We start from the raw sequence: 19,310 nt of genomic DNA on the forward strand, positions 1-19,310 counted from the left end.
ATGGCCCGCCGGTACGACAATCGCAAGCTCTACTACTGGCTGATGGGCAGCTGCCTCGCCCTCATCGGCATGGCATGGTTCGTCGTGCGCCTGTTCTCGATCCCGGCAGCGGTCGGGATGAGCGCGGTCGCCGCCGTACTCCCTCCGATCGCCGTCATCGTCGCGAACTGGGGTCACGACAAACGTTGACGCACGTCCGCGGGGGTCGGGTCGAGATAGAGGTGCCGCACCATCGGGAACGCCTCGCGCACCTTCTTGTCGATCCGTTCGGCAAGCTGCTCGACGGCGGCACCGGTGGTCTCGGAATCATCCAGGTCGACGGTCGCGACCACCAGGACCTGCTCCGGTGCGAGCCGCAGGCTGAGCAGGTCGGGTACCTCGTCGATCCCAGGCTCGCCGGCGATGATCGCGCGGATCTCGCGCTGTACGTCGGGCGGTAGGGCGCGCCCGATCAGCATCGCCTTGTTGTCGCGGCCGAGGACGACTGCGACAACGATCAGCAGCAGGCCGATCGCGATCGACGCGGCGCCGTCCCAGAGGTGCTCGCCGGTGACGACTGCCATGGTCACCCCGATCGCGGCGATCAGCAGGCCGATCAGTGCGGCGGAGTCCTCGAGCGCCACGGTCTTGACGGCAGGTTCGGCGCCGCGGAACTGCTGCAGGAACGGTACGCCGGCCTCCCGGGCCTCGCGGCGGAGCTGGAGCATCGCGCGCAGCCAGGAGGCGCCTTCGAACAGGAACGAGACTCCGAGCACCGGGTAGATCACGGCGAGGGCCGCGATCGGCTCGGGGGAGAGGATCGAGCGCAGCCCTTCCGTGATCGAGAAGCCGGCGCCGAGCACGAGGATGCCGACCGCGGCGAGCAGCGACCAGAAGTAGCGCTCCATCCCGTAGCCGAAGGGATGCCGTGTATCGGCCGGCTTGCGGCTGCGATGCAGCGCGGTCAGCAGGAACGCCTGATTCAGCGTGTCGGCGACGGAGTGCGCCGCCTCGGCCAGCAGCGCGGTCGAGCCGGAGAGCAGTCCGGCGACGATCTTCGCGATCGCGATCGCGAGATTCGCCGTACCGGCCAGGAGGACTGTGGCGTCCGACTCTTCGTCAGGCATCACCTTCGCGTGCCCGGATGCCTGCGGATCGAAACAGTACGTCGATGAAGGTGGCGGCCAGCGGATCCGGTTCGCCGCGCGTGTACGCCGTGAGCGTCCGGCGTACTGCTGGTTCCGGGTGCAGGATGTGGCCGTCGAAGTCCTTCGGCAGAATGTTGTCGGGGACCAAGGCGGGGCCGAGACCTGCCGCGGCCAGCGCGGGCGCGGCGGCAGTCTGTTCCGTCCGTACGGCGATGCGCGGCTCGAATCCTGCTTGTGCACAAGCGTTGTCGAGGACGTCGGCGAGGCCGTGACCTGGTGCGTAGTGGACCCAGGAGCGGTCCGCCAGGTCCTGCAGTTTGACGTTGTCCCCGGCCGCGGCGGGATCGTCAGCGGCGACCACAACGACGAGTTCCTCGGTGCCCAGCACACGCGTGACGCCGGGCCAGTGCGGCGGCTCCGGGCCGACGGCGAGGTCTGCTTCGCCGGCGTTCATCGCGTCGACGAGCTCGTCGGTGTGCCGGTGCTCGAAGAGGCGGATGCCGACGTTCGGGCAAGTCCGTCGCCACTCGCGGAGCGCGGCAGGCAGCACGCCCAAGGTGATCGAGTAGAGCGTCGCGATCTGCAGCTCGCCGACCTCGAGTCCGGCGGCTTGCCGGGCGGCGCAGCGAGCCCGTTCCGCGTCGGCCAGGGCGGCGCGCGCGTGCGGAACCATCGCGCGACCGGTCGGCGTGAGGCGGACGGCGCGGGGGAGCCGCTCGAGCAGCGGTCCGCCGGCCGAACGCTCGAGGGTGCGGATCTGGTGGGAGAGCGCGGGCTGGGTGACGTGCAGGAGCTCGGCGGCCTTCGTGAACGAGCCCTGGTCGACCACGGTGACGAGGTACTCGAGCTGCCTGAGCGTTGCCATGTCCTCAGCTTATGGCTTCGGTGAAAACTATGCCTTGGTTTTATCTCCGCAGGTCAGCGAGGCTGTTGGGCATGGAGAACGTTGCGTTGGTCGTTGGTTCCCGAGGCGTCATCGGGACAAATCTGGTCGAGCATCTGGCGTCGCTGCACGACTGGCGGGTGATCGGGCTGTCGCGTCGCGGCGGTACGGACATCCCTGGGCGGGTTCGGCAGGTCGCCGTCGATCTGCTGGACCCGGACGACACCCGGGACAAGCTGTCCGGGCTGACCGACGTGACGCACGTCTTCTACGTCGCCTACCAGGACCGGCCGACCTGGGCGGAGCTCGTCGCGCCGAACCTCGCGATGCTGGTCAACGTCGTCGACGCGATCGAACCAGTCGCCCGCGGACTGCGGCATGTCAGCCTGATGCAGGGCTACAAGGTGTACGGCGCGCATCTCGGGCCGTTCAAGACACCCGCCCGGGAGGACGATCCGCCGCATCTGCCGCCGGAGTTCAACGTCGATCAGCAGCGCTTCCTGGAGGAACGTCAGCAGGGTAAGACGTGGACGTGGTCGGCGCTGCGGCCGTCCGTGGTAGGCGGGTCCGCGCTCGGCAACCCGATGAACCTCGCGGTCGCGATCGCCGTGTACGCGTCGATGTCGAAGGAACTCGGCGTACCGCTGCGCTTCCCCGGCAAGCCCGGTGCGTACCACTCGTTGCTCGAACTGACCGACGCCGGATTGTTGGCGAAGGCAACGGTCTGGGCGGCGACCGCGCCGGCTGCGGCGAACCAGGCGTTCAACATCACGAACGGCGACCTGTTCCGCTGGAGCGAGTTGTGGCCCAAGCTCGGCGCGTGGTTCGGGCTGGAGGTCGCGCCGCCGCTGCAGCTGTCACTGCAGGACGTGATGGCGGACAAGGAGCCGGTCTGGAAGCAGTTGCAAGTGGCGCACGGCCTGACCTCGACGTCGTTCGCCGAGGTGTCGTCCTGGCCGTTCGCCGACTTCGTGTTCGGGTGGGACTACGACTTCTTCGCCGACGCCTCGAAATCACGCCGGGCCGGCTTCCACGAGTACGTCGACACCGAGCAGATGTTCTACGGAATCTTCGCCGACCTCCGCAGCCGCCGCATCATCCCGTGATCACTCGCCGCGCAGATAGGTGCCGTGGGTGCGGAGGAAGTAGATCGGGTCCGTGTAGGTGCCGGGGAGCTTGCCCAGCAGTTTGATGACCGTCGACGGGCCGTTCGCGTGGCTCATGGCGTACAGATAGGCAGTGCCCGTGTCCTTGTCGATCGCTGTCAGGAGAGTGCTCACCTGCCCGCATCGCTGGGCGATCAGGTAATCGAACGCCTGCCAGGTCCGCGACCGGACCTGCTTGACGACCGGCGTCATCGTCCTGGTCAGTGGCAGCCGGATCGTGTACAGCGCGCCCCCACGGGTCGTGGCCAGGAACGTGTCGTACGTCGTGGACTGGCCGAGCAACGCCCACGTCTTGACGGCGCTGAAGCCACCGGTCTGCCCGGTTGGGGTCCACCCGAACGAGTTGATGACCCAGCGGCGCACCGTCCCGTTGCTGAGCCCGTAGAACTGGTTCCGCGCCGTACGACGGTCATCGTCGACGGAGAGCCCGATGGCCGAGTACCCGCCCCAGCCGGCGCTGATCTGGGTGAACGTCGGGTCCGCCGGCTCGGCGGTGTTGGAGTTGTACGACGCCTGTCCGATGACACCTGTGTTCTTGACCACGATGCCGGACTCCAGCGACGGCAGGTTGCTGCTCCAGTTCCAGATCGTGCTCAGGCGGGCCTCGCCGGGGCTGAAGACCTTGACCTGCCGCTGGACCGCGGAAACGGACAGGGGCTGGGTGGCGGTCACGGTGCGGTACTGGACGACGCCTTGGCTGGTCACGGAGCCGAGGTCCATCGTGCAGGCGGTCGCCGTCGGCGCGGCCGTCGCAGGGCCCGGAGTCACTAGGAGGGACAAGGGCAAAGCGAGCGCCGGGAGGCCTCGCAGAAGCTTCGGGTAAATCATCGTCACCATTCCTCTCACTGAGGGTTGATGCGCGCAACGGATCCGAAGTTACTGCCTCGATGTGGCATGCTCCGGGCTGTGACGGCGATGGGTGCGGGAAAACTTCTCGGGACGAACCTGCGGGCGCGGCGGGACGAACAGGGCATCTCGCTGTCCGAGCTCGCCCGGCGGTCCGGGATCGCGAAGGGCACGCTGTCGCAGCTCGAGTCCGGCGCGGGCAACCCGACGATCGAGACAGTGTTCAGTTTGTCGAACGCTCTCGGCGTGCCGGTGTCGGCGCTGCTGGCCGATACGCCGGCCTCCGACGTGGTGCTGGTGCGGTCCGCGGACGTCGACGTACTGTCCGGCGACGCGATCGACCTGCGGATGCTGCGGCGGCTGGAGCACCCGGGCGGGCTGTTCGAGATCTACAACCAGGAGATCCGGCCGGACGCGGTCCAGCAGTCCGACGGTCATCCGGGGACCGAGCACCACATCGTCCTGTCCGGATGCCTGCGGATCAACGCCCACGGGCAGATCGAGGAACTCGGTCCGGGTGACTACCTGGCGTTCCGGGCGGCCGGACCGCACTCGTACGAGGCCGTGGAGGGGCCGGTGCGGTCGGTGCTGCTGCTCGAGTACCCGCCGGACGTGTACCCGACGGCGGCGGGCGGGCCGCACCTGCCGGGATAGTTCCGGGAAAGGTCCGGATGAGGTCCGGTTGCGTGCATTGACCGGCCGCCGGGAGCACGCGTACGCTCGGTATCGTTCATTTTAGCGAACGCCTGCCGAGGAGGCCCGCCATGCACCGGTCCGCGACACCCGACGTGGTGGTGGTCGGCGCGGGCATGGTCGGGGCCGCGTGCGCGGAGGCGCTGTCGGCGGCCGGCGTGCGGGTGCTGGTGATCGACCGCGACGGCCCGGCCGCGGGCACGACGGCGTCCGGCGAGGGCAACGTGCTGGTGTCGGACAAGGAGCCGGGGCCGGAGCTGGAGCTCGCCGTCGCGTCCCGGGCCGAGTGGGAGACGGTCCGCGGCCGGCTGCCCGAGTGGGTCGCCGACGTGGAGTGGGAGGCGAAGGGCGGCGTCGTGGTCGCGACCGGTGACCCGGAGCCGTTGACCGCGTTCGCTGCAAAGCAGCGCGCGGCCGGGGTCATTGCGCGGGTGATCACGCCCGCGGAGGTCTTCGACCTCGAGCCGTTGGTGACGCCACGGGTCACGGTCGGGGTGCACTACCCGGATGACGCGCAGGTGCAGCCGGTGCTGGCGGCAACGGCGTTGCTGGCAGCAGTTCGCGAGCGCGGCGGCGAGGTGAGATCGGGGGTCACCGCGCTCGGGATCCGGCAGTCGCGTGGTCGCGTTGTCGGTGTGGACACCTCGGACGGCGACATCGCCTGCGGTGCGGTGCTCAACGCGTGCGGGCCGTGGGCCGGCGCGTTCAGTGCGGCGGCCGGTGCGCCGATCGAGGTGCTGCCGCGGCGCGGCATGATCCTCGTGACGGCGCCGCTGCCGGAGTGTGTGCGTCACAAGGTGTACGACGCGGACTACGTCGGCGCGGTCGGCAGCGGGGACGCCGACCTGCAGACATCCACCGTGGTCGAGTCGACGCGGGCCGGGACGGTGTTGATCGGATCGAGCCGGGAGCGGATCGGGTTCGACGAGGCTGTCCGCGTCCGGGTGCTGCGGGAGTTGGCGCGGAAGGCGGTCGGATTGTTTCCGTTCCTCGGCGACGTGCCGGTGATGCGGACGTACGGCGGGTTTCGCCCGTATGCACCGGATCACTTGCCGGTGATCGGCGCGGATCCGCGTGTGCTGGGGCTGTGGCACGCGACGGGACATGAGGGTGCGGGGATCGGTCTGGCTCCTTCGACCGGCCGTCTCATCACGGAACAGTTCCTGGGCCTCACGCCGCACGTTGACCCATCCCCGTTCCGCGTCGACCGGCGGGCGGTGATCGCCGCATGAGCGCATACCTTCGCCCGCGGGCGGATGATCCGGCGGAGGTCGGTACGCCGACGGCAGTGGACGTGACGGTCGACGGGCAGCCGGTCGTGGCTCAGGCGGGTCAGACGGTGGCCGCCGTACTGCTGGCCAACGGTCGTGACACCTGGCGGACCACCCGCGTGCACGACCGCCCCCGAGGCATCTTCTGCGGAATCGGCGCCTGCCAGGACTGCCTCGTCACAGTCAACGGCCTCCCCGACGTCCGCGCCTGCCAACGCACCATCACCCCCAACGACACGATCACAACCCAACCGGGCGCAGTCCTCCCCACTACCTCCTCCACCGCAGGCTCGGAGGATGCAGGAGCGGACGTTGTGCAGGATGCGGGGGCTGCGAGGGACGCTGGACCCGTGGCGGGGCGGGGGCGCCGGGTCGCGGAGGTTGTTGTGGTTGGCGGTGGGCCGGCCGGGGTTGCGGCTGCGCTAGCGGCGGGGGATGCGGGGGCGCAGGTGCTGGTCGTGGATAGCGGGCGGGCGGTTGGGGGGCAGTACAACCGGCAGTTGCCGGAGGAGTTTGCTGCTCGGCGGCCGGATCGGCTGCAGCATGAGTGGAAGGCGTTCGCCGAACAGCGGGACCGGCTCTCAAGCCATCCGCGGATCACGTATCTGCCGGACACCTCGGTGTGGGCAATCGAAGGCCTCCGGGTCTGGGCTCAGACCGGTCCGGCCGACGCCAGCGGGCGGCAACCGTTCGCCATCGACGCACGGTCTGTCGTGCTGGCCGCCGGTGCCTACGATCGCGTGCTTCCCTTTCCTGGTTGGGATCTCCCGGGCGTCTACACCGCCGGTGCCGCACAGGCGCTCGCCAAGGGGCAGCGGATCGCGGTCGGCCGTCGCGTCCTGGTCGCCGGCACAGGCCCGTTCCTGCTGCCGGTCGCCGAATCGTTGGTCGGCGTCGGTGCACATGTCGTCGCGCTCCTCGAAGCCAACACACTGACGACCGTCCGCAAGGGCTGGTCCAGTGATCCATTGGTTGCCCCGAGCAAGCTCCGCGAGGCCGTCGGGTACGGCGCGTTGCTCGCCCGTCATCGCATCCCGCTCCGCCACGGGTGGACCGTGATCGCCGCGCACGGCTCCGACCACATCGAGGCAGCCACGATCGCGCGCCTGGACAGTGATTGGCGTCCGATCCGTGGCAGCGAACGCCGGGTGGACGTCGACGCCATCTGCGTTGGCTTCGGTTTCACCGCGAACCTCGAGCTCGCCGTCTCCGCCGGCTGCACGATCACCACCGGCCCCGACGGCGGCCCAGCTGTCGCCGTCGACGCCAACCAGCAGACCAGCACCCCCGGTGTCTTCGCAGCCGGGGAACTCACCGGCATCGGCGGCGCCGCCCTCTCCACCGCCGAAGGGACCCTCGCCGGCACGACCGCAGCCCACCACGCCCTCACCACGGCAGCCGACCAGACCCTCGAGACGGTGCCCCATCGCGCCCCTACTGGATCTGGAGTGGATGGGGTTGCCGGTGTTCGGCGGGCAGTTGAGCGGGGGCGGCGGTTTGCGGTGGCGTTGGGGCGGGCTTATCCCGTGCGGGACGGGTGGAAGAGTTGGAGCAGTGCGGACACGCTCGTCTGCCGCTGTGAGGAAGTGACCCGCGGACAGATCGAAGCCGCCGCGCAGCAGCGTGGGCTCGACGACGGGCGGGCGATGAAGCTGAGCAGCCGCGCAGGGCTCGGGATGTGCCAGGGGCGGGTGTGTTCGCGCACCGTCGCAGCCTTGCTGGCCGCGCCGGGCGACGTACCGGAACCAAGCATGAAACGACCGATCGCCGTACCAGTGAGGCTGCGGGATCTGGCGGACGCCGAGGTCGCGGAATCACCAGAAACCGTGCCGGACACCATGCCGGACACCATGGAGGAACAATGAGCGAGAAGCTGGACGGCGTGATCGTCGCGACCGCGCTGCCGTACGCCGAGGACGCGTCGGCGCCGGCGGGATTGCGCCCCGACCTGGACAAGTACGCCGAGCACTGCCGCTGGCTGGTCGACAACGGCTGCCGTGGCGTCGGGCCGAACGGGTCGCTCGGTGAGTACTCGTCGCTCTCCGACGACGAGCGCCGCGCCGTCGCGAAGACCGCGATCGAGGCTGTCGGTGACGACGGTGTCGTGGTCGTCGGTGTTCACGGGGTCGGCTCCCACCAGGCCCGCGCCTGGGCGGAGAAGGCGGCCGAGGACGGCGCGGACGGTGTCCTCTGCCTGCCGCCGACCATGTACCGCGCGAACCGCGGCGAGGTGATCGCGCACTTCACCGAGGTCGCGAAGGCCGGCCTGCCCGTGATGGTCTACAACAACCCGCTCGACACGAAGGTCGACCTGACCCCGGACCTGCTCGCGGAGATCGCGCAGATCGAGAACATCGTCGCGGTGAAGGAGTTCTCCGGCGACGTACGGCGGATCCTGGAGATCCGCGAACTGGCGCCGGATCTGGCCGTGATCGCCGGCGCCGACGACCTGACCCTCGAAGCGCTGCTGATGGGTGCGACCGGCTGGTTCGCCGGCTTCCCGAACGTGTTCCCGAAGGAATCCGTTCGGTTGTTCGAGCTCGCCACGCAGGGCAAGCTGGAGGAGGCCCGCGCGTTGTACGAGCCGTTGGTCGCCGCGTTCCGGTGGGACTCGCGGACCGAGTTCGTCCAGGCGATCAAGTACGGCATGGACTACGTCGGGCGGTTCGGTGGACCGTGCCGGCCGCCGCGCGGACCGCTGGTTCCCGAGCACGTCGCGCAGCTGGAGCAGGACATGAAGAAAGCAGTGGAGTCACTGGTATGAGGTCCGTCCGGACGATCAGTGCCATCGATTCGCACACCGAGGGTATGCCGACCCGCGTCGTCACCGGCGGGGTCGGTGTGGTCCCCGGTGCGACGATGGCCGAGCGGCGCGAGTACTTCATCAAGCACCTGGACGATCTGCGGTTGTTCCTGATGAACGAGCCGCGCGGTCATGCGGCGATGAGCGGCGCGATCCTGCAGCCGCCGACGCGGGCCGACGCGGACTGGGGCGTGCTGTACATCGAGGTCTCCGGCCTGCTGCCGATGTGCGGGCACGGCACGATCGGGGTCGCGACCGTGCTGGTCGAGTCCGGCATGGTCGAGGTGACCGAGCCGGTGACCGAGGTCCGGCTGGACACGCCGGCCGGCCTCGTCGTCGTGGACGTTGCCGTGAGCAACGGTCGCGCCGAGCACGTGACGTTGCGCAACGTTCCGGCGTACTCGCATGCTCTGGACGCGTCGGTCGAGGTGCCCGGGCTGGGCCGCGTCACCTATGACATGGCCTACGGCGGGAACTTCTACGCGATCCTGCCGCTGGAGCAGCTCGGGATCCCGTTCGATCGGGCCGAGAAGGATCGCATCCTGAAGGCCGGGCTGGACATCATGGACGCGATCAACGCCACCGACCGTCCGGTGCATCCGCTCGATCCCGGCATCAACGGCTGCAAGCACGTGCAGTTCACCGCACCCGGTCTCGACGGTGCCGATTCCCGGAACGCGATGGCGATCCACCCCGGCTGGTTCGACCGTTCGCCGTGCGGCACCGGTACGTCGGCACGGATGGCGCAGCTCCACGCCCGCGGCGAGCTCGCCCTCGACACTGACTTCGTCAACGAGTCCTTCATCGGCACCCGCTTCACCGGTCGCCTGATCGAAGAAACCACAGTCGGCCCCCACGCGGCCGTGGTCCCCACAGTCACCGGCCGAGCCTGGATCACCGGCACCGCCAACTACCTCCTCGACCCCGACGACCCCTTCCCCACCGGCTTCGTCCTCTAGGCCCAGCTCGCGCGGGTCAGCGGTGGAGTTGGGATTGCCAGTTGGTGGGGACGTTGCCGCCGGGGACGGGCTGGGATTCGGGGCGGGAGAGTGGTGGGGCGAGGGTGGGGCCGTCGTAGTACTGGGACTCGCCGTAGTGCCAGAACCAGTCCTCGCCGGGCTCGAAGCTGCGAACGATCTGGTGGCCCGTCTCGCTCGCGTGGGCGGAGGCGTGCTGGGCGGGTGACGAGTCGCAGCAGCCGATGTGACCGCACTGCGCGCACCGGCGGAGGTGGAACCACCAGCCGTCGGCCTGCAGACACTCAACGCATCCGGTGCCGCTCGGGGGAACTGTGCTGTCGATGCCTGGCGTTCCAGAACTCTCCGTCATACCGCCCATCCTGTCCCGTCCCCGGGCCCTTGGACAAGGAGCCCGCCGGCTACTCGGGCCAGGACGAGTTCTTGATGACGTCCACGAAATCGGTGCGGTGGAAGCCGGGGACGAAGTGCTCCAGCACGTCCGCCTTGACGTTGCCGAAGGTCGTCGCCGGGCGGTCCTGGATACCCTCGGTGAACGCCGCGAGGATGCGGTTCTTGAAGTCGGGCCGTGGGTGGGCGGCGGTTACGGCGGTGCGTTGCGCTTCGGTGACGGCGTCGTACCCGATGCCGAGTACGTCGAGTTCGACGCCGCGGGTGACGAGGGCGATCTCGGCGGGCAGGTGCAGCGGGATCTCCGGGGTGGTGTGCAGCGCGATGGCCGTCCACACGCGGTCGGCGGCGTCGCCGGTGATGCCGTGCCGCTGCAGGAACCGGCGGGCCTCGTCGGCGCCGTCGATCTCGAAGCGCTGGTCGGTACGGCGGTAGCGCTCGGTCAGACCGAGGTCGTGGAACATCGCGCCGACGTACAGCAACTCAGCGTCGTACGCGAGTCCTTGGCCGCGGAGGGATCCGAACAAGAAGACGCGGCGGGAGTGGTCGAAGAGCAGCGGTGACGCGGCCTCGCGGACGAGCTCGGTCGCCTCGCGGGCGAGTGTGCTGTCGGGGATCCGGATGCCGGCAATCTCCTCGGTCATGGTGGTCCTTTCACATCGGCAACGGTGGGATCAGTGGTCTCAGGTTCGCCGGGATCGCTATGCTGACGCCATGTCCTTATCGCCACATGAACCACAGATTCGGACACGCCAGGTCGCGTTCGTCGTGTACGACGGCGTGACGCTGCTCGACGTCACCGGGCCCGTGGAGGTGCTCCACCAGGCAAACCAGGTCGGGAGCGGGCAGTACGAGACGGTGCTTGTATCTGCGGCGGGTGGGCAGGTGACTGCTGCGTCGGGGCTGGTGCTGGCGGGCACGATCACTCCCAACGAGGCAGGGACGGTTGACACGGTGGTCGTGGCTGGGGCCGATCACTTGGTCGATGGGGTGCCGAGCGAGGTGCTGAACGTGACGGCGGCGTTGGCGGCGAACGCCCCGCGGGTGGCGTCGGTCTGTAGTGGCGCGTTCGTCCTGGCGGCGCTCGGTTTGCTGGACGGGCGGCGAGCGACGACGCACTGGCGGCACGCGGCGGCGATGGCTCGGCAGTACCCGAAGGTGGAGGTCGTGCCGGACGCGTTGCACATCACCGACGGGCGGTACGTGACCTCGGCCGGGATCAGCGCCGGCATCGACCTCACACTCGCCCTCGTCGAAGCGGACCACGGCGCCGACACCGCCAGGGCTGTCGCGCGCGAGCTCGTGGTGTTCATGCAACGACCGGGCGGCCAGTCACAGTTCTCGACCGCGATGGCGACCCCGCCGGCGCGGACCGAACTGATGCGCACGATCACCGACACAGTCGTCGCAGACCCAGCCGGCGATCACACTCTGCCGAAGCTTGCTGCCACGGCCGCCGTCAGCCCGCGTCACCTGACCCGCCTGTTCCAGAACGAGTTCCGCATCACGCCGGGCCGCTGGGTCGAACGCGTACGGCTGGACCGTGCGCAGCAGCTCCTGCTCGACGGGCACAGCATCACCACGGCCGCCCGTCTCAGCGGGCTCGGAAGCGACGAGACCCTGCGCCGCGCGTTCGCCCGTCACCTCGGCGCGACGCCAACGGAGTACCTTCGCCGGTTCAAAACCATATAGGACAGAACCTGTCCGCTACCTCGTCCAGACTGAAAGCATGACAACACAGCAGATCCCCGGCGGTAAGTCGACCATCACGCCGTACGTCGCGGTGAAGGGCGCCGACAAGTTCCTCGACTTCGTGGAGCAGACGTTCGAGGTCCGGACGAGTGGACGGTTCCCGAACCAGGACGGCACGATCGGCCACGCCGAGATCACCGTCGGCGAATCGGTCCTGATGACGTTCGACGCGGCACCGGACTGGCCGGACACCCCGAGCTTCCTGAGCGTGTACGTCGACGACGTGGAGCGGACCTACCAGCGGGCAATCGACGCCGGCGCGGCCGTCGTGACCGAGCTGATGTACTCCGGGATCACCGGCGACCGCGGTTGCCGGGTGAGGGATCCGCTGGGCAACATCTGGTGGCTGCAGACCCACGTCGAAGACGTCGACCCGAGCACGATCCCGGCCCTGTTCGCGGACCCCGAAGAGGCCGCCAAGATGCGCCACGCCCAGGACACTTTCGCCGACGAGATGCGCAGGCGCATCAAGAACTGAGCAGTCGCACCGGCTGGCCGGGGCGGACCTGGGCGCACGCGTCGAGGTCCGCCGAGGCGACGTACGCGATGACCGGGTACCCGCCGGTCACGGGATGGTCCGCGAGGAAGACGACCGGCGTGCCGGACGGTGGGATCTGGATGGCGCCGCGTGCCATGCCTTCGCTGGCGAGTTCGCCAGTGCGGGCGCGTTCGAGTGGTTCCCCGTCGAGCCGAACGCCGACGCGGTTGCTGTTGCTGCTCACCTCATAAACCTGCGACACGAGCGACGCCCACCCGGCGTCGGTGAACCAATCGCGGCGCGGTCCCGGCGTAACCCGCAGTACGACGGTCCCGTCGGCCGGATGCGCGACGGGAGCGAGGTCCACACCGGGCATCGGTTCGACCGATGACCCGACCGGCAGCGTCTGATTCGCGACGAGCGGCGCCGGCCCGAGACCGGACAACAAGTCGGTGGAGCGGGAGCCGAGCACTGCGGGTACGTCGATCCCGCCGCGGACGGCGACGTACGTCCGTAGTCCGCTCGCCGGTGCTCCAAGACGCAGTACCTGACCCGCGCGCAGCATGGTCGGAGCGTTGAGCGGTACGCCGGTGCATGGCGCGCCGGTGATCGCGACAACAAGATCCCCATCCGCATGCAGCACCAGACCGCCGTACGTCACCTCGACAGCGGCTGCACCGACCGGGTTGCCGACGAGCCGGTTGGCCAGCGAGTAAGAGGCTCGGTCGCAGGCTCCAGACGCCGGTACGCCGAGCGCCGCCTGGCCGGATCGTCCGCGGTCCTGGATCGTTGCCAAGGGCCCCGGTTCGAGAACGGTCAGGCTGCTCATCCACGACCCGCGTCGACGAACCGGACCCGGCGCCCGGGGTGGAACAGCGCGGCGGGTTCGCGCGAGGAGTCGAAGATCCGCACCGACGTCCGGCCGATCAACTGCCACCCGCCCGGCGACTCACGGGGATACACACCGCTGAATTCTCCCGCAAGCGCGACGGCGCCCGTCGGCACCTTCGTCCGCGGCGACTCCCGCCGCGGGATGTCCCACGAGCCGGCAGACGTCAGGTAACCGAACCCCGGCGCGAACCCGCAGAACGCCACCGTCCACTCGTCCCCGGTATGACGCTCGACAACCTCGGCCGTCGAGCACCCGAGCACCTCCGCCACGTCCGGCAGGTCCTCGCCGTCGTAGACGACCGGGATCTCGATCAGGTCCCCCGCCGTCCGCGCCCCGGCGATCGGGGTGACCGCGCGCAGAGTTCGTGACAGTACGTCGAGACTGCCCGACGTCGTGACCAGCACGGTGCGCGCGGCCGGTACGACGTCGACGACATCCGCCGGCGGATCCGCGGTCAGTGCGGTGTAGTACCCGAGCACCTCGTCGAGATCGTCGAGCTCGACCAGCAACGCCCGATCACCCGACGGGAGTAGACGCATCAGCCGGTGAACGGGCGCAGCGTCACGCCCGCTCCCTCCACCGCGGCACGCACCCGGCGGGCGATCTCCACAGCTCCCGGAGTGTCGCCGTGTACACAGATCGACGCCGCGTCGACCACCAGCGAGCCACCCTCGATGTCACGGATCGGCTCCCCGGTCGCCATCGCCGTACACCGCAAGGCGATCTCGTCCGCGTCGTGCAGAACCGCACCGGACGAGCGTCGCGACACCAAGGTGCCGGCCGGCGTGTATGCGCGATCAGCAAAGGCCTCATGTACTGGGGTCAGACCGGCCTCCGCAGCGAGCCGGAGCCACTCTGAGCCAGGAGGTCCCAGCACCGGAAGGGTCTTGTCGTACTCCGCAACAGCCGCGACGACTGCGGCGGCCTGCTCCGTGTGGTGGCCGATCGTGTTGTACAGCGCCCCATGCGGCTTCACGTATCTGACCCGATCGCCCGCGATCCTGGCGAACGCGTCCAGCGCACCGATCTGGTACACCACCTCGTCGCGCAGCGCGGCCGGCTCGATGTCCACGAACCGGCGCCCGAAGCCGGCCTTGTCGGCGTACCCGACATGCGCGCCGATCGCGACGCCGCGCTCGACCGCCTCGGCCGTCACCTGGCGCATGATCGACGGGTCGCCGGCGTGGAAGCCGCAGGCCACGTTCGCACTCGTCACGACGTCGAGCAGCGCCGAGTCGTCACCCATCGACCAGGAGCCGAATCCTTCACCCATGTCCGCGTTGAGGTCCATCTGCCACCTCCTGGCCCCGAGCGTAGGGATTGTTGAACAATCCTGCAAGAGGCTTGTTCCACTTTTCCGTGCCACCTGGGATGATGCGGGCATGAGTACGGGTGGGGCCGAGGGGACGGCATCGGACACTGGTCGGCAGGCGTGGTTGCGGACCGTCGCCGCCGACGTCGCGCGGCTGGACCGGAGCAGTTCGGCCGAGCGCGCCGCGGACATCCTGCGCCGCAGTATTACCGAAGGTGCGCTGCCGCCCGGCGCCCAGCTCTCCGAGGTCGAGCTGACCGAGGTCCTGGAGGTCAGCCGGAACACGCTGCGCGAGGCGTTCCGGCTGCTGACCCACGAGGGCCTGCTCGTCTACAAACTGCACCGTGGTGTCTTCGTGCCGGAGCTGGACGAGCACGACGTGATCGACCTGTACCGGCTCCGGCGGGTCCTCGAAGTGGACGTCGTACGCGGCCTGGCTGACCGTGATCCGGAGCTCCCCGCCGGCCGGCTCGAGCCGTTGCACGACGATGTCGAAGCTGCCGAGGCGGCCGCGAGCGCGGACCGCTGGCCGGCTGTCGGTACGGCGAACATGCGCTTCCACGAGCACCTCATCGGGCTCGCCGACAGCGCGCGGATGGACGCGATGACCGGCCGCCTGCTCGCGGAGCTGCGGCTCCTTTTCCACGTGATCGCGACCCCGCGCGAGTTGCACGAGCCGTACATCGCGCGCAACCGCGGACTGTTCGAACTGCTCGAGGCCCGCAAGTACGAGCAGGCCGCGGCGGACCTGCACCAGTACCTGCTCGACTCCGAACAGGGCATCCTCGCCGCGTTCCGGGATAAGGGCTTGCGCCCGCCCGCGACAACCTGAGTTGATGAACTGACAACGACAGCTGCAAAGGGGAGCTCAGCTCATGACCGATGACGACCGGACCGACGAGACGCCGAAGTCCTACCGCCCGATCGACGCCAAGGGATTCCGGGACTTCATCTCGCGTGGCTGGGGGCCGGTCGACCGCTCGGTGTCGGTTCCGGAAGGGCTCGCGGAGGCGGCCGCGGAGCATCGGCGCAAGCTCGCCGCCGCGCTGCCGGGGCGCCGGATCGCGCTCGCCGCCGGTCGTGCGCCGGTCCGGTCGAACGACACCGACTACCAGTTCCGCGCCGACAGCGATTTCGTCTGGCTCACCGGTTGCCAGGCCGAGGGCTCCGTACTGGTGATCTCGGCGGACGGCGACGCGACGCTCTACCTTCGCGAGACGGCCGGTCCGGACGAGGCGGACTTCTTCTCGAACGCGCGAGACGGCGAGCTGTGGATCGGTCCGGTGCCCGGGCTGAAGGACTGGTCGGACGCGCTGCAGATCGCCTGCCGCCCGATCGAGGAGCTGCCGGCCGCGGTCCGTGGCGCGGTCCCGTTCATGCTGTCGGTGCCCGGTGTCGAGCCGATGCTGGACGCCTTGGTACGGACGTCGCCCACGGACGGCAACGCGCTGCGCCAGACGCTGGCCGAGCTGCGCCGGATCAAGGACGACTGGGAGCTCGACCAGCTGCGTGAGGCGGTCGCGGCGAGTGTGCTCGCGTTCGGCGACGTGGCGCGGGAGCTGCCGGAGGCGATCCGCGGCGGCGGTGAGCGCTGGCTGCAGGGCACCTTCGACCGGCGCGCGCGGACCGCGGGCAACGGTGTCGGGTATGCGTCGATCGTTGCAGCCGGCAACCATGCGCCGGTCCTGCACTGGGTCCGCAACGACGGCGCCGTGAACGAAGGCGACGTGATCCTGCTGGACGCCGGCGTCGAGACCCGCACGCTCTACACCGCCGACGTGACCCGGACCTTCCCGGCCAGCGGTGAGTACACCGCGGCGCAGCGGCAGGTGCACGACCTGGTGCACAAGGCACAGCTCGCCTCACTGGACGCTGTCAAGGTGGGAGCGCCGTACCGCGCCTTCCAGTACGAAGCGCTGCGAGTGCTCGCCGAAGGGCTGCGGGACTGGGGCGTGCTCGACGTCTCGCTCGACGAGCTGCTCGGCCCGGACGGGCAGCAGCACCGTCGGTACATCGTCTGCGGGACCGGTCACTACATCGGCCTCGACGTGCACGACTGCGACGCGTCCCGGCCGGAGGCGTACTTCGCCGGCACCATCGAGGCCGGTATGGCGCTCGCGGTCGAGCCGGGGCTCTACTTCCACCCGAACGACGAGACCGTCCCGCCGGAGCTGCGCGGTATCGGCATCCGGATCGAGGACAACGTCGTGGTCCACCAGGACCGGCTGGAGATCCTCACCGAGGACCTCCCGATCACCACCGACGGCCTCGAGCAGTGGACCCGGTCGCACCTCAGCGCCCGGTAATCAAAATTACTCGTCACGAACAGTAACGTTCGTCGCCGCCCCACGATGTACAGGGCGGGGGAGGGTCGACTCGGCCCGGCGCGTGGCAGTGGGGGGCCGCGGATCACGCGCCCGGCCGAGTCGGCCTCGAAACTGGGTCCAGGGGGGACCCGGCATCCCCGGCTACGGGGGGTAGTCAGCATGAACCTACGAGTGCGAGTCATGAACTACGGCAGCCGGCACTGGTACGCCGACATCGACGACGCCGACGATCCGCAACCGGACGACCCGTTCTGGTTCGTCGACAACTGCCGGACCCAGACGCAGGCGCTGGAGAGCGCCTGCGCCGAGCTCCGGCTGATGGCGGGCCGGCTGGTTCGAGGTGATCACCTCGACCGTGTTCTCGAAGTGACCGGCGTACCGGTCTGACCCGTCAGCCAGCGGGCTGTACGGCCGCACAGCTGCTGCCGCGCTCCGGTACGTCCCGCGCGATCAGGTAGTCGTCGATCGTGCTCTGCATGCACGGGCTCTTCGAGTAGCTCCCGTGTCCCCAGCCCTCGTACGTCAGCAGTACGCCGTACCGTCCGAGCTGCCGCTCCACGCTCTGCGCCCAGGCGTAGCCAGTGGCCGGATCGTGGATCGCGTTGGCGAGCAGTACGGGCGTCTTGAGCCCACGGACCTTCAGCAGGTGCTGTGGGTTGTTCGCGAGCGGTGAGCCGAGACAGATGGACACAGCCATGAGCTGACCGGGGTAGCGCAGGTCCTGGTTGTTCCGTGCGAGCCGCTGGAGATGGCCCTCGTACTCGCGGTAGCTGCGGACCGGCAGGTTCCAGTCCTGACAGAAGACCGCCAGCGGGTACGGCGCGACTCCCGTCTGCACCGGCTTCGGGGGAGTGCCGCCTGCCTTGAGCATCTCGGCCAGTGCGGACCACTTCGGTTCGTAGAGCGCCCGGAACACGGAGAAGCTCAGCGTGAACGGGTCAGGCGACTTCGCCAGCAGATCCGCCCAAAGAGCGTGGATGTCGCGACCGTGCAGCGCACACGTCGTTGTGGCGTCGCACCACTTCACGAACTCGTCGAACGAGTCCTGGCCGGCGGCCGCCTGGTCGTCGAGAAAGTCACGTGTCGTGGACGAGCTGTGGTCGCTCACGCTCTCCAGCACCATCGCGCGGACCCGGTGTGGGTACGTCTCGGCGTACTGCGCTCCGAGCAGCGTCCCGTACGAGCTGCCGTGGAAGGAGATCGTGGACTCGCCGAGCGCTCGCCGTACGGCGTCGACGTCGCGCACCGTCTGCCAGGTGTCGATGTGGTCGTACAGCGGGCCGGTGTGCTCGCGGCAGTCCGTGGCGAGCTGCCGGTTGTAGCTGATCGTGGAGGTGAACTCGGCCGCGCTCTTGATGATCGGCGACGGCTGCTTGTTGAGGAGTTCCGCCGAGCAGCGCACCGGGTTGCTGCGCGCCACACCGCGCGGGTCGAAGCTCACGATGTCGAAGCGGTCCTGGAGATCGGTGCTGAACCGGTCGATGCCGGTCTTGATCCGGTCGACCCCCGAGTCGCCGGGCCCGCCTGGACCGAACACCAGGACGCCGACGCGTTCGCTCGGCACCTTCGCCGTACGGCGGGCGATCGCGAGCTCGAACGTGGCGCCGGCGGGGTCGCGCCAGTCGACCGGCAACCTGAGCGTCGCGCACTGCGAACCGCGAACCTCGGCCGGATCGTCCTTGCCTTCGGGCTTGCAGTCGGCCCACTGCACCCCGGTCGTAGTGGCTGCTGTGGGAAGTGCTGTCAGCCCGGCGACCGCGACGCCGAGCAGTACCGCGCCGGTGACGGCGCGCTGGGTGAACGTCATGCGCCGATCCTTCGGCAATCGCTTGCTGAGGGCATCAGGGAGCCGCCCTCGTGCGACCCGGAGCGCGGCTTGGGGGACTTGTTAGGGTCGGGCGTTGATGAGTACCAAACATGCGGCGTGGTTCCGGACGGTGGCGATCGCCGAGGCGATCTCGTGGACCGGACTGCTGGTCGGGATGCTGTTCAAGTACGTGCTGTCCGACAACGAGATCGGGGTCAAGATCTTCGGACCGATCCACGGCGGCATCTTCATCGCCTACGTGGTCACCGTGCTGGCCGTGCGCGGCCCGTTGCGGTGGTCCTGGCCGGTGACGTTGGTCGCACTGGCGGCCAGCATTCCTCCGTTGTTCACCTGGTTCTTCGAGATCTGGGCAGTCCGCACGGGCCGGATTGACGCCGTACAGCAGACCGCCGTACCGTCCACCACAGAAGTCAATTCAACAGCCGCATGAACCCGTGCGGGAGAGCCCCGGCCACGAACCGGGCGCCGTAGGAGCAACTCTCCCCAAGAATCTCTCAGGCACCTTCACCGCGCGGGCGAGGCACCTCTGGAAGGCATCCGCCTGACAGAGCGGGGAGGACACCAA

At 69.1% G+C, this 19,310-nt stretch carries 22 protein-coding genes and 1 riboswitch; of the genes, 13 read left to right on the top strand and 9 right to left on the bottom strand.

Annotated elements, in window-relative coordinates; all coding sequences use genetic code 11:
* Entirely contained in the window at window positions 1-189 is a 189-nt protein-coding gene (locus tag EV647_RS39590; protein WP_134012385.1) for a DUF3099 domain-containing protein, read from the top strand.
* On the opposite strand, the gene EV647_RS39595 is transcribed toward EV647_RS39590, so the two are convergent.
* Window positions 174-1,106: a cation diffusion facilitator family transporter gene (locus EV647_RS39595; RefSeq protein ID WP_134012387.1), complete on the bottom strand. Its 933-nt coding sequence runs from the start codon at window positions 1,104-1,106 to the stop codon at window positions 174-176. The two genes, EV647_RS39590 and EV647_RS39595, sit on opposite strands and share 16 nt — an antisense overlap.
* Window positions 1,099-1,992 carry a LysR family transcriptional regulator gene (locus EV647_RS39600; protein ID WP_134012389.1) on the bottom strand — a complete coding sequence of 298 codons (894 nt, stop codon included), beginning with the start codon at window positions 1,990-1,992 and terminating at the stop codon, window positions 1,099-1,101. The genes EV647_RS39595 and EV647_RS39600 overlap by 8 nt, the downstream gene beginning before the upstream one ends.
* A gap of 71 nt (window positions 1,993-2,063) precedes the next feature.
* On the opposite strand from EV647_RS39600, the gene EV647_RS39605 reads away from it, so the two are divergent.
* Window positions 2,064-3,116, top strand: a complete 1,053-nt coding sequence (locus EV647_RS39605) for an SDR family oxidoreductase (protein ID WP_134012391.1) — start codon at window positions 2,064-2,066, stop codon at window positions 3,114-3,116.
* On the opposite strand, the gene EV647_RS39610 is transcribed toward EV647_RS39605, so the two are convergent.
* A complete protein-coding gene (locus tag EV647_RS39610) occupies window positions 3,117-3,956 on the bottom strand; it encodes a hypothetical protein (protein WP_166680544.1) in 840 nt (279 codons plus the stop codon).
* Window positions 3,957-4,070: 114 nt separating this feature from the next.
* On the opposite strand from EV647_RS39610, the gene EV647_RS39615 reads away from it, so the two are divergent.
* The 5 genes from EV647_RS39615 to EV647_RS39635 all read left to right on the top strand — a co-directional run bounded on the left by EV647_RS39615 (window position 4,071) and on the right by EV647_RS39635 (window position 9,748).
* Window positions 4,071-4,676 (top strand): helix-turn-helix domain-containing protein, encoded by a 606-nt coding sequence (locus EV647_RS39615; RefSeq protein ID WP_134012395.1) that lies wholly within the window; start codon window positions 4,071-4,073, stop codon window positions 4,674-4,676.
* 110 nt (window positions 4,677-4,786) lie between these two features.
* Entirely contained in the window at window positions 4,787-5,947 is a 1,161-nt protein-coding gene (locus EV647_RS39620; protein ID WP_134012397.1) for an FAD-binding oxidoreductase, read from the top strand.
* Window positions 5,944-7,851 (top strand): 2Fe-2S iron-sulfur cluster-binding protein, encoded by a 1,908-nt coding sequence (locus EV647_RS39625; protein WP_134012399.1) that lies wholly within the window; start codon window positions 5,944-5,946, stop codon window positions 7,849-7,851. The genes EV647_RS39620 and EV647_RS39625 overlap by 4 nt, the downstream gene beginning before the upstream one ends.
* Entirely contained in the window at window positions 7,848-8,750 is a 903-nt protein-coding gene (locus EV647_RS39630) for a dihydrodipicolinate synthase family protein (RefSeq protein ID WP_134012401.1), read from the top strand. Before EV647_RS39625 ends, EV647_RS39630 begins: the two co-directional genes overlap by 4 nt.
* Complete coding sequence (locus EV647_RS39635) at window positions 8,747-9,748, top strand: proline racemase family protein (protein WP_134012403.1); 1,002 nt, start codon at window positions 8,747-8,749, stop codon at window positions 9,746-9,748. Before EV647_RS39630 ends, EV647_RS39635 begins: the two co-directional genes overlap by 4 nt.
* A gap of 16 nt (window positions 9,749-9,764) precedes the next feature.
* Here the strand turns inward: EV647_RS39635 and EV647_RS39640 are convergent, their stop codons facing one another.
* Entirely contained in the window at window positions 9,765-10,118 is a 354-nt protein-coding gene (locus EV647_RS39640; protein WP_134012405.1) for a UBP-type zinc finger domain-containing protein, read from the bottom strand.
* A gap of 49 nt (window positions 10,119-10,167) precedes the next feature.
* Window positions 10,168-10,800: an HD domain-containing protein gene (locus EV647_RS39645; RefSeq protein ID WP_134012407.1), complete on the bottom strand. Its 633-nt coding sequence runs from the start codon at window positions 10,798-10,800 to the stop codon at window positions 10,168-10,170.
* A 70-nt stretch (window positions 10,801-10,870) separates the two neighbouring features.
* Between EV647_RS39645 and EV647_RS39650 the strand changes: the two genes are divergently transcribed.
* Together EV647_RS39650 and EV647_RS39655 are read left to right on the top strand one after the other, a co-directional pair.
* On the top strand, window positions 10,871-11,848 hold the full coding sequence (locus EV647_RS39650; RefSeq protein WP_134012409.1) for a GlxA family transcriptional regulator: 978 nt from the start codon (window positions 10,871-10,873) through the stop codon (window positions 11,846-11,848).
* Window positions 11,849-11,885: 37 nt separating this feature from the next.
* The gene (locus EV647_RS39655; RefSeq protein WP_134012411.1) at window positions 11,886-12,386 is read left to right on the top strand and encodes a VOC family protein; all 501 of its coding nucleotides are present in this window, start codon (window positions 11,886-11,888) and stop codon (window positions 12,384-12,386) included.
* Here the strand turns inward: EV647_RS39655 and EV647_RS39660 are convergent.
* The 3 genes from EV647_RS39660 to EV647_RS39670 are packed head-to-tail and all read right to left on the bottom strand — an operon-like array spanning window position 12,376 to window position 14,569.
* Window positions 12,376-13,215: a biotin-dependent carboxyltransferase family protein gene (locus EV647_RS39660; protein WP_134012413.1), complete on the bottom strand. Its 840-nt coding sequence runs from the start codon at window positions 13,213-13,215 to the stop codon at window positions 12,376-12,378. The two genes, EV647_RS39655 and EV647_RS39660, sit on opposite strands and share 11 nt — an antisense overlap.
* Window positions 13,212-13,817, bottom strand: coding sequence for an allophanate hydrolase subunit 1 (locus EV647_RS39665; protein WP_134012415.1), 606 nt, complete (start codon window positions 13,815-13,817; stop codon window positions 13,212-13,214). Before EV647_RS39665 ends, EV647_RS39660 begins: the two co-directional genes overlap by 4 nt.
* On the bottom strand, window positions 13,817-14,569 hold the full coding sequence (locus tag EV647_RS39670) for a LamB/YcsF family protein (protein WP_134012417.1): 753 nt from the start codon (window positions 14,567-14,569) through the stop codon (window positions 13,817-13,819). The genes EV647_RS39665 and EV647_RS39670 overlap by 1 nt, the downstream gene beginning before the upstream one ends.
* 91 nt (window positions 14,570-14,660) lie before the next feature.
* Between EV647_RS39670 and EV647_RS39675 the strand changes: the two genes are divergently transcribed.
* The 3 genes from EV647_RS39675 to EV647_RS39685 all read left to right on the top strand — a co-directional run bounded on the left by EV647_RS39675 (window position 14,661) and on the right by EV647_RS39685 (window position 17,304).
* Window positions 14,661-15,422, top strand: a complete 762-nt coding sequence (locus EV647_RS39675; RefSeq protein ID WP_134012419.1) for a GntR family transcriptional regulator — start codon at window positions 14,661-14,663, stop codon at window positions 15,420-15,422.
* Between the two features lie 43 nt (window positions 15,423-15,465).
* Window positions 15,466-16,896: an aminopeptidase P family protein gene (locus EV647_RS39680; RefSeq protein ID WP_134012421.1), complete on the top strand. Its 1,431-nt coding sequence runs from the start codon at window positions 15,466-15,468 to the stop codon at window positions 16,894-16,896.
* Window positions 16,897-17,076: 180 nt separating this feature from the next.
* Window positions 17,077-17,304: a hypothetical protein gene (locus EV647_RS39685; protein ID WP_133785853.1), complete on the top strand. Its 228-nt coding sequence runs from the start codon at window positions 17,077-17,079 to the stop codon at window positions 17,302-17,304.
* A gap of 4 nt (window positions 17,305-17,308) precedes the next feature.
* On the opposite strand, the gene EV647_RS39690 is transcribed toward EV647_RS39685, so the two are convergent.
* The gene (locus EV647_RS39690; RefSeq protein WP_134012423.1) at window positions 17,309-18,724 is read right to left on the bottom strand and encodes an alpha/beta fold hydrolase; all 1,416 of its coding nucleotides are present in this window, start codon (window positions 18,722-18,724) and stop codon (window positions 17,309-17,311) included.
* 97 nt (window positions 18,725-18,821) lie between these two features.
* Between EV647_RS39690 and EV647_RS39695 the strand changes: the two genes are divergently transcribed.
* Entirely contained in the window at window positions 18,822-19,175 is a 354-nt protein-coding gene (locus EV647_RS39695) for a DUF3817 domain-containing protein (RefSeq protein WP_134012425.1), read from the top strand.
* Window positions 19,173-19,265: riboswitch (glycine riboswitch) on the top strand. (Overlaps the previous gene by 3 nt.)
* The last annotated feature ends 45 nt before the right edge of the window (window positions 19,266-19,310 follow it).

Source organism: Kribbella sp. VKM Ac-2566 (genome assembly GCF_004366005.1).
Taxonomy (GTDB): domain Bacteria; phylum Actinomycetota; class Actinomycetes; order Propionibacteriales; family Kribbellaceae; genus Kribbella; species Kribbella pratensis.

Coding starts and splice junctions, on each gene's coding strand:
- EV647_RS39695 (WP_134012425.1), top strand. CDS start 18,822: ATGAGTACCAAACATGCGGCGTGGTTCCGGACGGTGGCGATCGCCGAG.
- EV647_RS39640 (WP_134012405.1), bottom strand. CDS start 10,118: ATGACGGAGAGTTCTGGAACGCCAGGCATCGACAGCACAGTTCCCCCG.
- EV647_RS39665 (WP_134012415.1), bottom strand. CDS start 13,817: ATGCGTCTACTCCCGTCGGGTGATCGGGCGTTGCTGGTCGAGCTCGAC.
- EV647_RS39680 (WP_134012421.1), top strand. CDS start 15,466: ATGACCGATGACGACCGGACCGACGAGACGCCGAAGTCCTACCGCCCG.
- EV647_RS39625 (WP_134012399.1), top strand. CDS start 5,944: ATGAGCGCATACCTTCGCCCGCGGGCGGATGATCCGGCGGAGGTCGGT.
- EV647_RS39590 (WP_134012385.1), top strand. CDS start 1: ATGGCCCGCCGGTACGACAATCGCAAGCTCTACTACTGGCTGATGGGC.
- EV647_RS39675 (WP_134012419.1), top strand. CDS start 14,661: ATGAGTACGGGTGGGGCCGAGGGGACGGCATCGGACACTGGTCGGCAG.
- EV647_RS39620 (WP_134012397.1), top strand. CDS start 4,787: ATGCACCGGTCCGCGACACCCGACGTGGTGGTGGTCGGCGCGGGCATG.
- EV647_RS39660 (WP_134012413.1), bottom strand. CDS start 13,215: ATGAGCAGCCTGACCGTTCTCGAACCGGGGCCCTTGGCAACGATCCAG.
- EV647_RS39600 (WP_134012389.1), bottom strand. CDS start 1,992: ATGGCAACGCTCAGGCAGCTCGAGTACCTCGTCACCGTGGTCGACCAG.
- EV647_RS39655 (WP_134012411.1), top strand. CDS start 11,886: ATGACAACACAGCAGATCCCCGGCGGTAAGTCGACCATCACGCCGTAC.
- EV647_RS39630 (WP_134012401.1), top strand. CDS start 7,848: ATGAGCGAGAAGCTGGACGGCGTGATCGTCGCGACCGCGCTGCCGTAC.
- EV647_RS39650 (WP_134012409.1), top strand. CDS start 10,871: ATGTCCTTATCGCCACATGAACCACAGATTCGGACACGCCAGGTCGCG.
- EV647_RS39645 (WP_134012407.1), bottom strand. CDS start 10,800: ATGACCGAGGAGATTGCCGGCATCCGGATCCCCGACAGCACACTCGCC.
- EV647_RS39615 (WP_134012395.1), top strand. CDS start 4,071: ATGCTCCGGGCTGTGACGGCGATGGGTGCGGGAAAACTTCTCGGGACG.
- EV647_RS39605 (WP_134012391.1), top strand. CDS start 2,064: ATGGAGAACGTTGCGTTGGTCGTTGGTTCCCGAGGCGTCATCGGGACA.
- EV647_RS39635 (WP_134012403.1), top strand. CDS start 8,747: ATGAGGTCCGTCCGGACGATCAGTGCCATCGATTCGCACACCGAGGGT.
- EV647_RS39595 (WP_134012387.1), bottom strand. CDS start 1,106: ATGCCTGACGAAGAGTCGGACGCCACAGTCCTCCTGGCCGGTACGGCG.
- EV647_RS39685 (WP_133785853.1), top strand. CDS start 17,077: ATGAACCTACGAGTGCGAGTCATGAACTACGGCAGCCGGCACTGGTAC.
- EV647_RS39670 (WP_134012417.1), bottom strand. CDS start 14,569: ATGGACCTCAACGCGGACATGGGTGAAGGATTCGGCTCCTGGTCGATG.
- EV647_RS39690 (WP_134012423.1), bottom strand. CDS start 18,724: ATGACGTTCACCCAGCGCGCCGTCACCGGCGCGGTACTGCTCGGCGTC.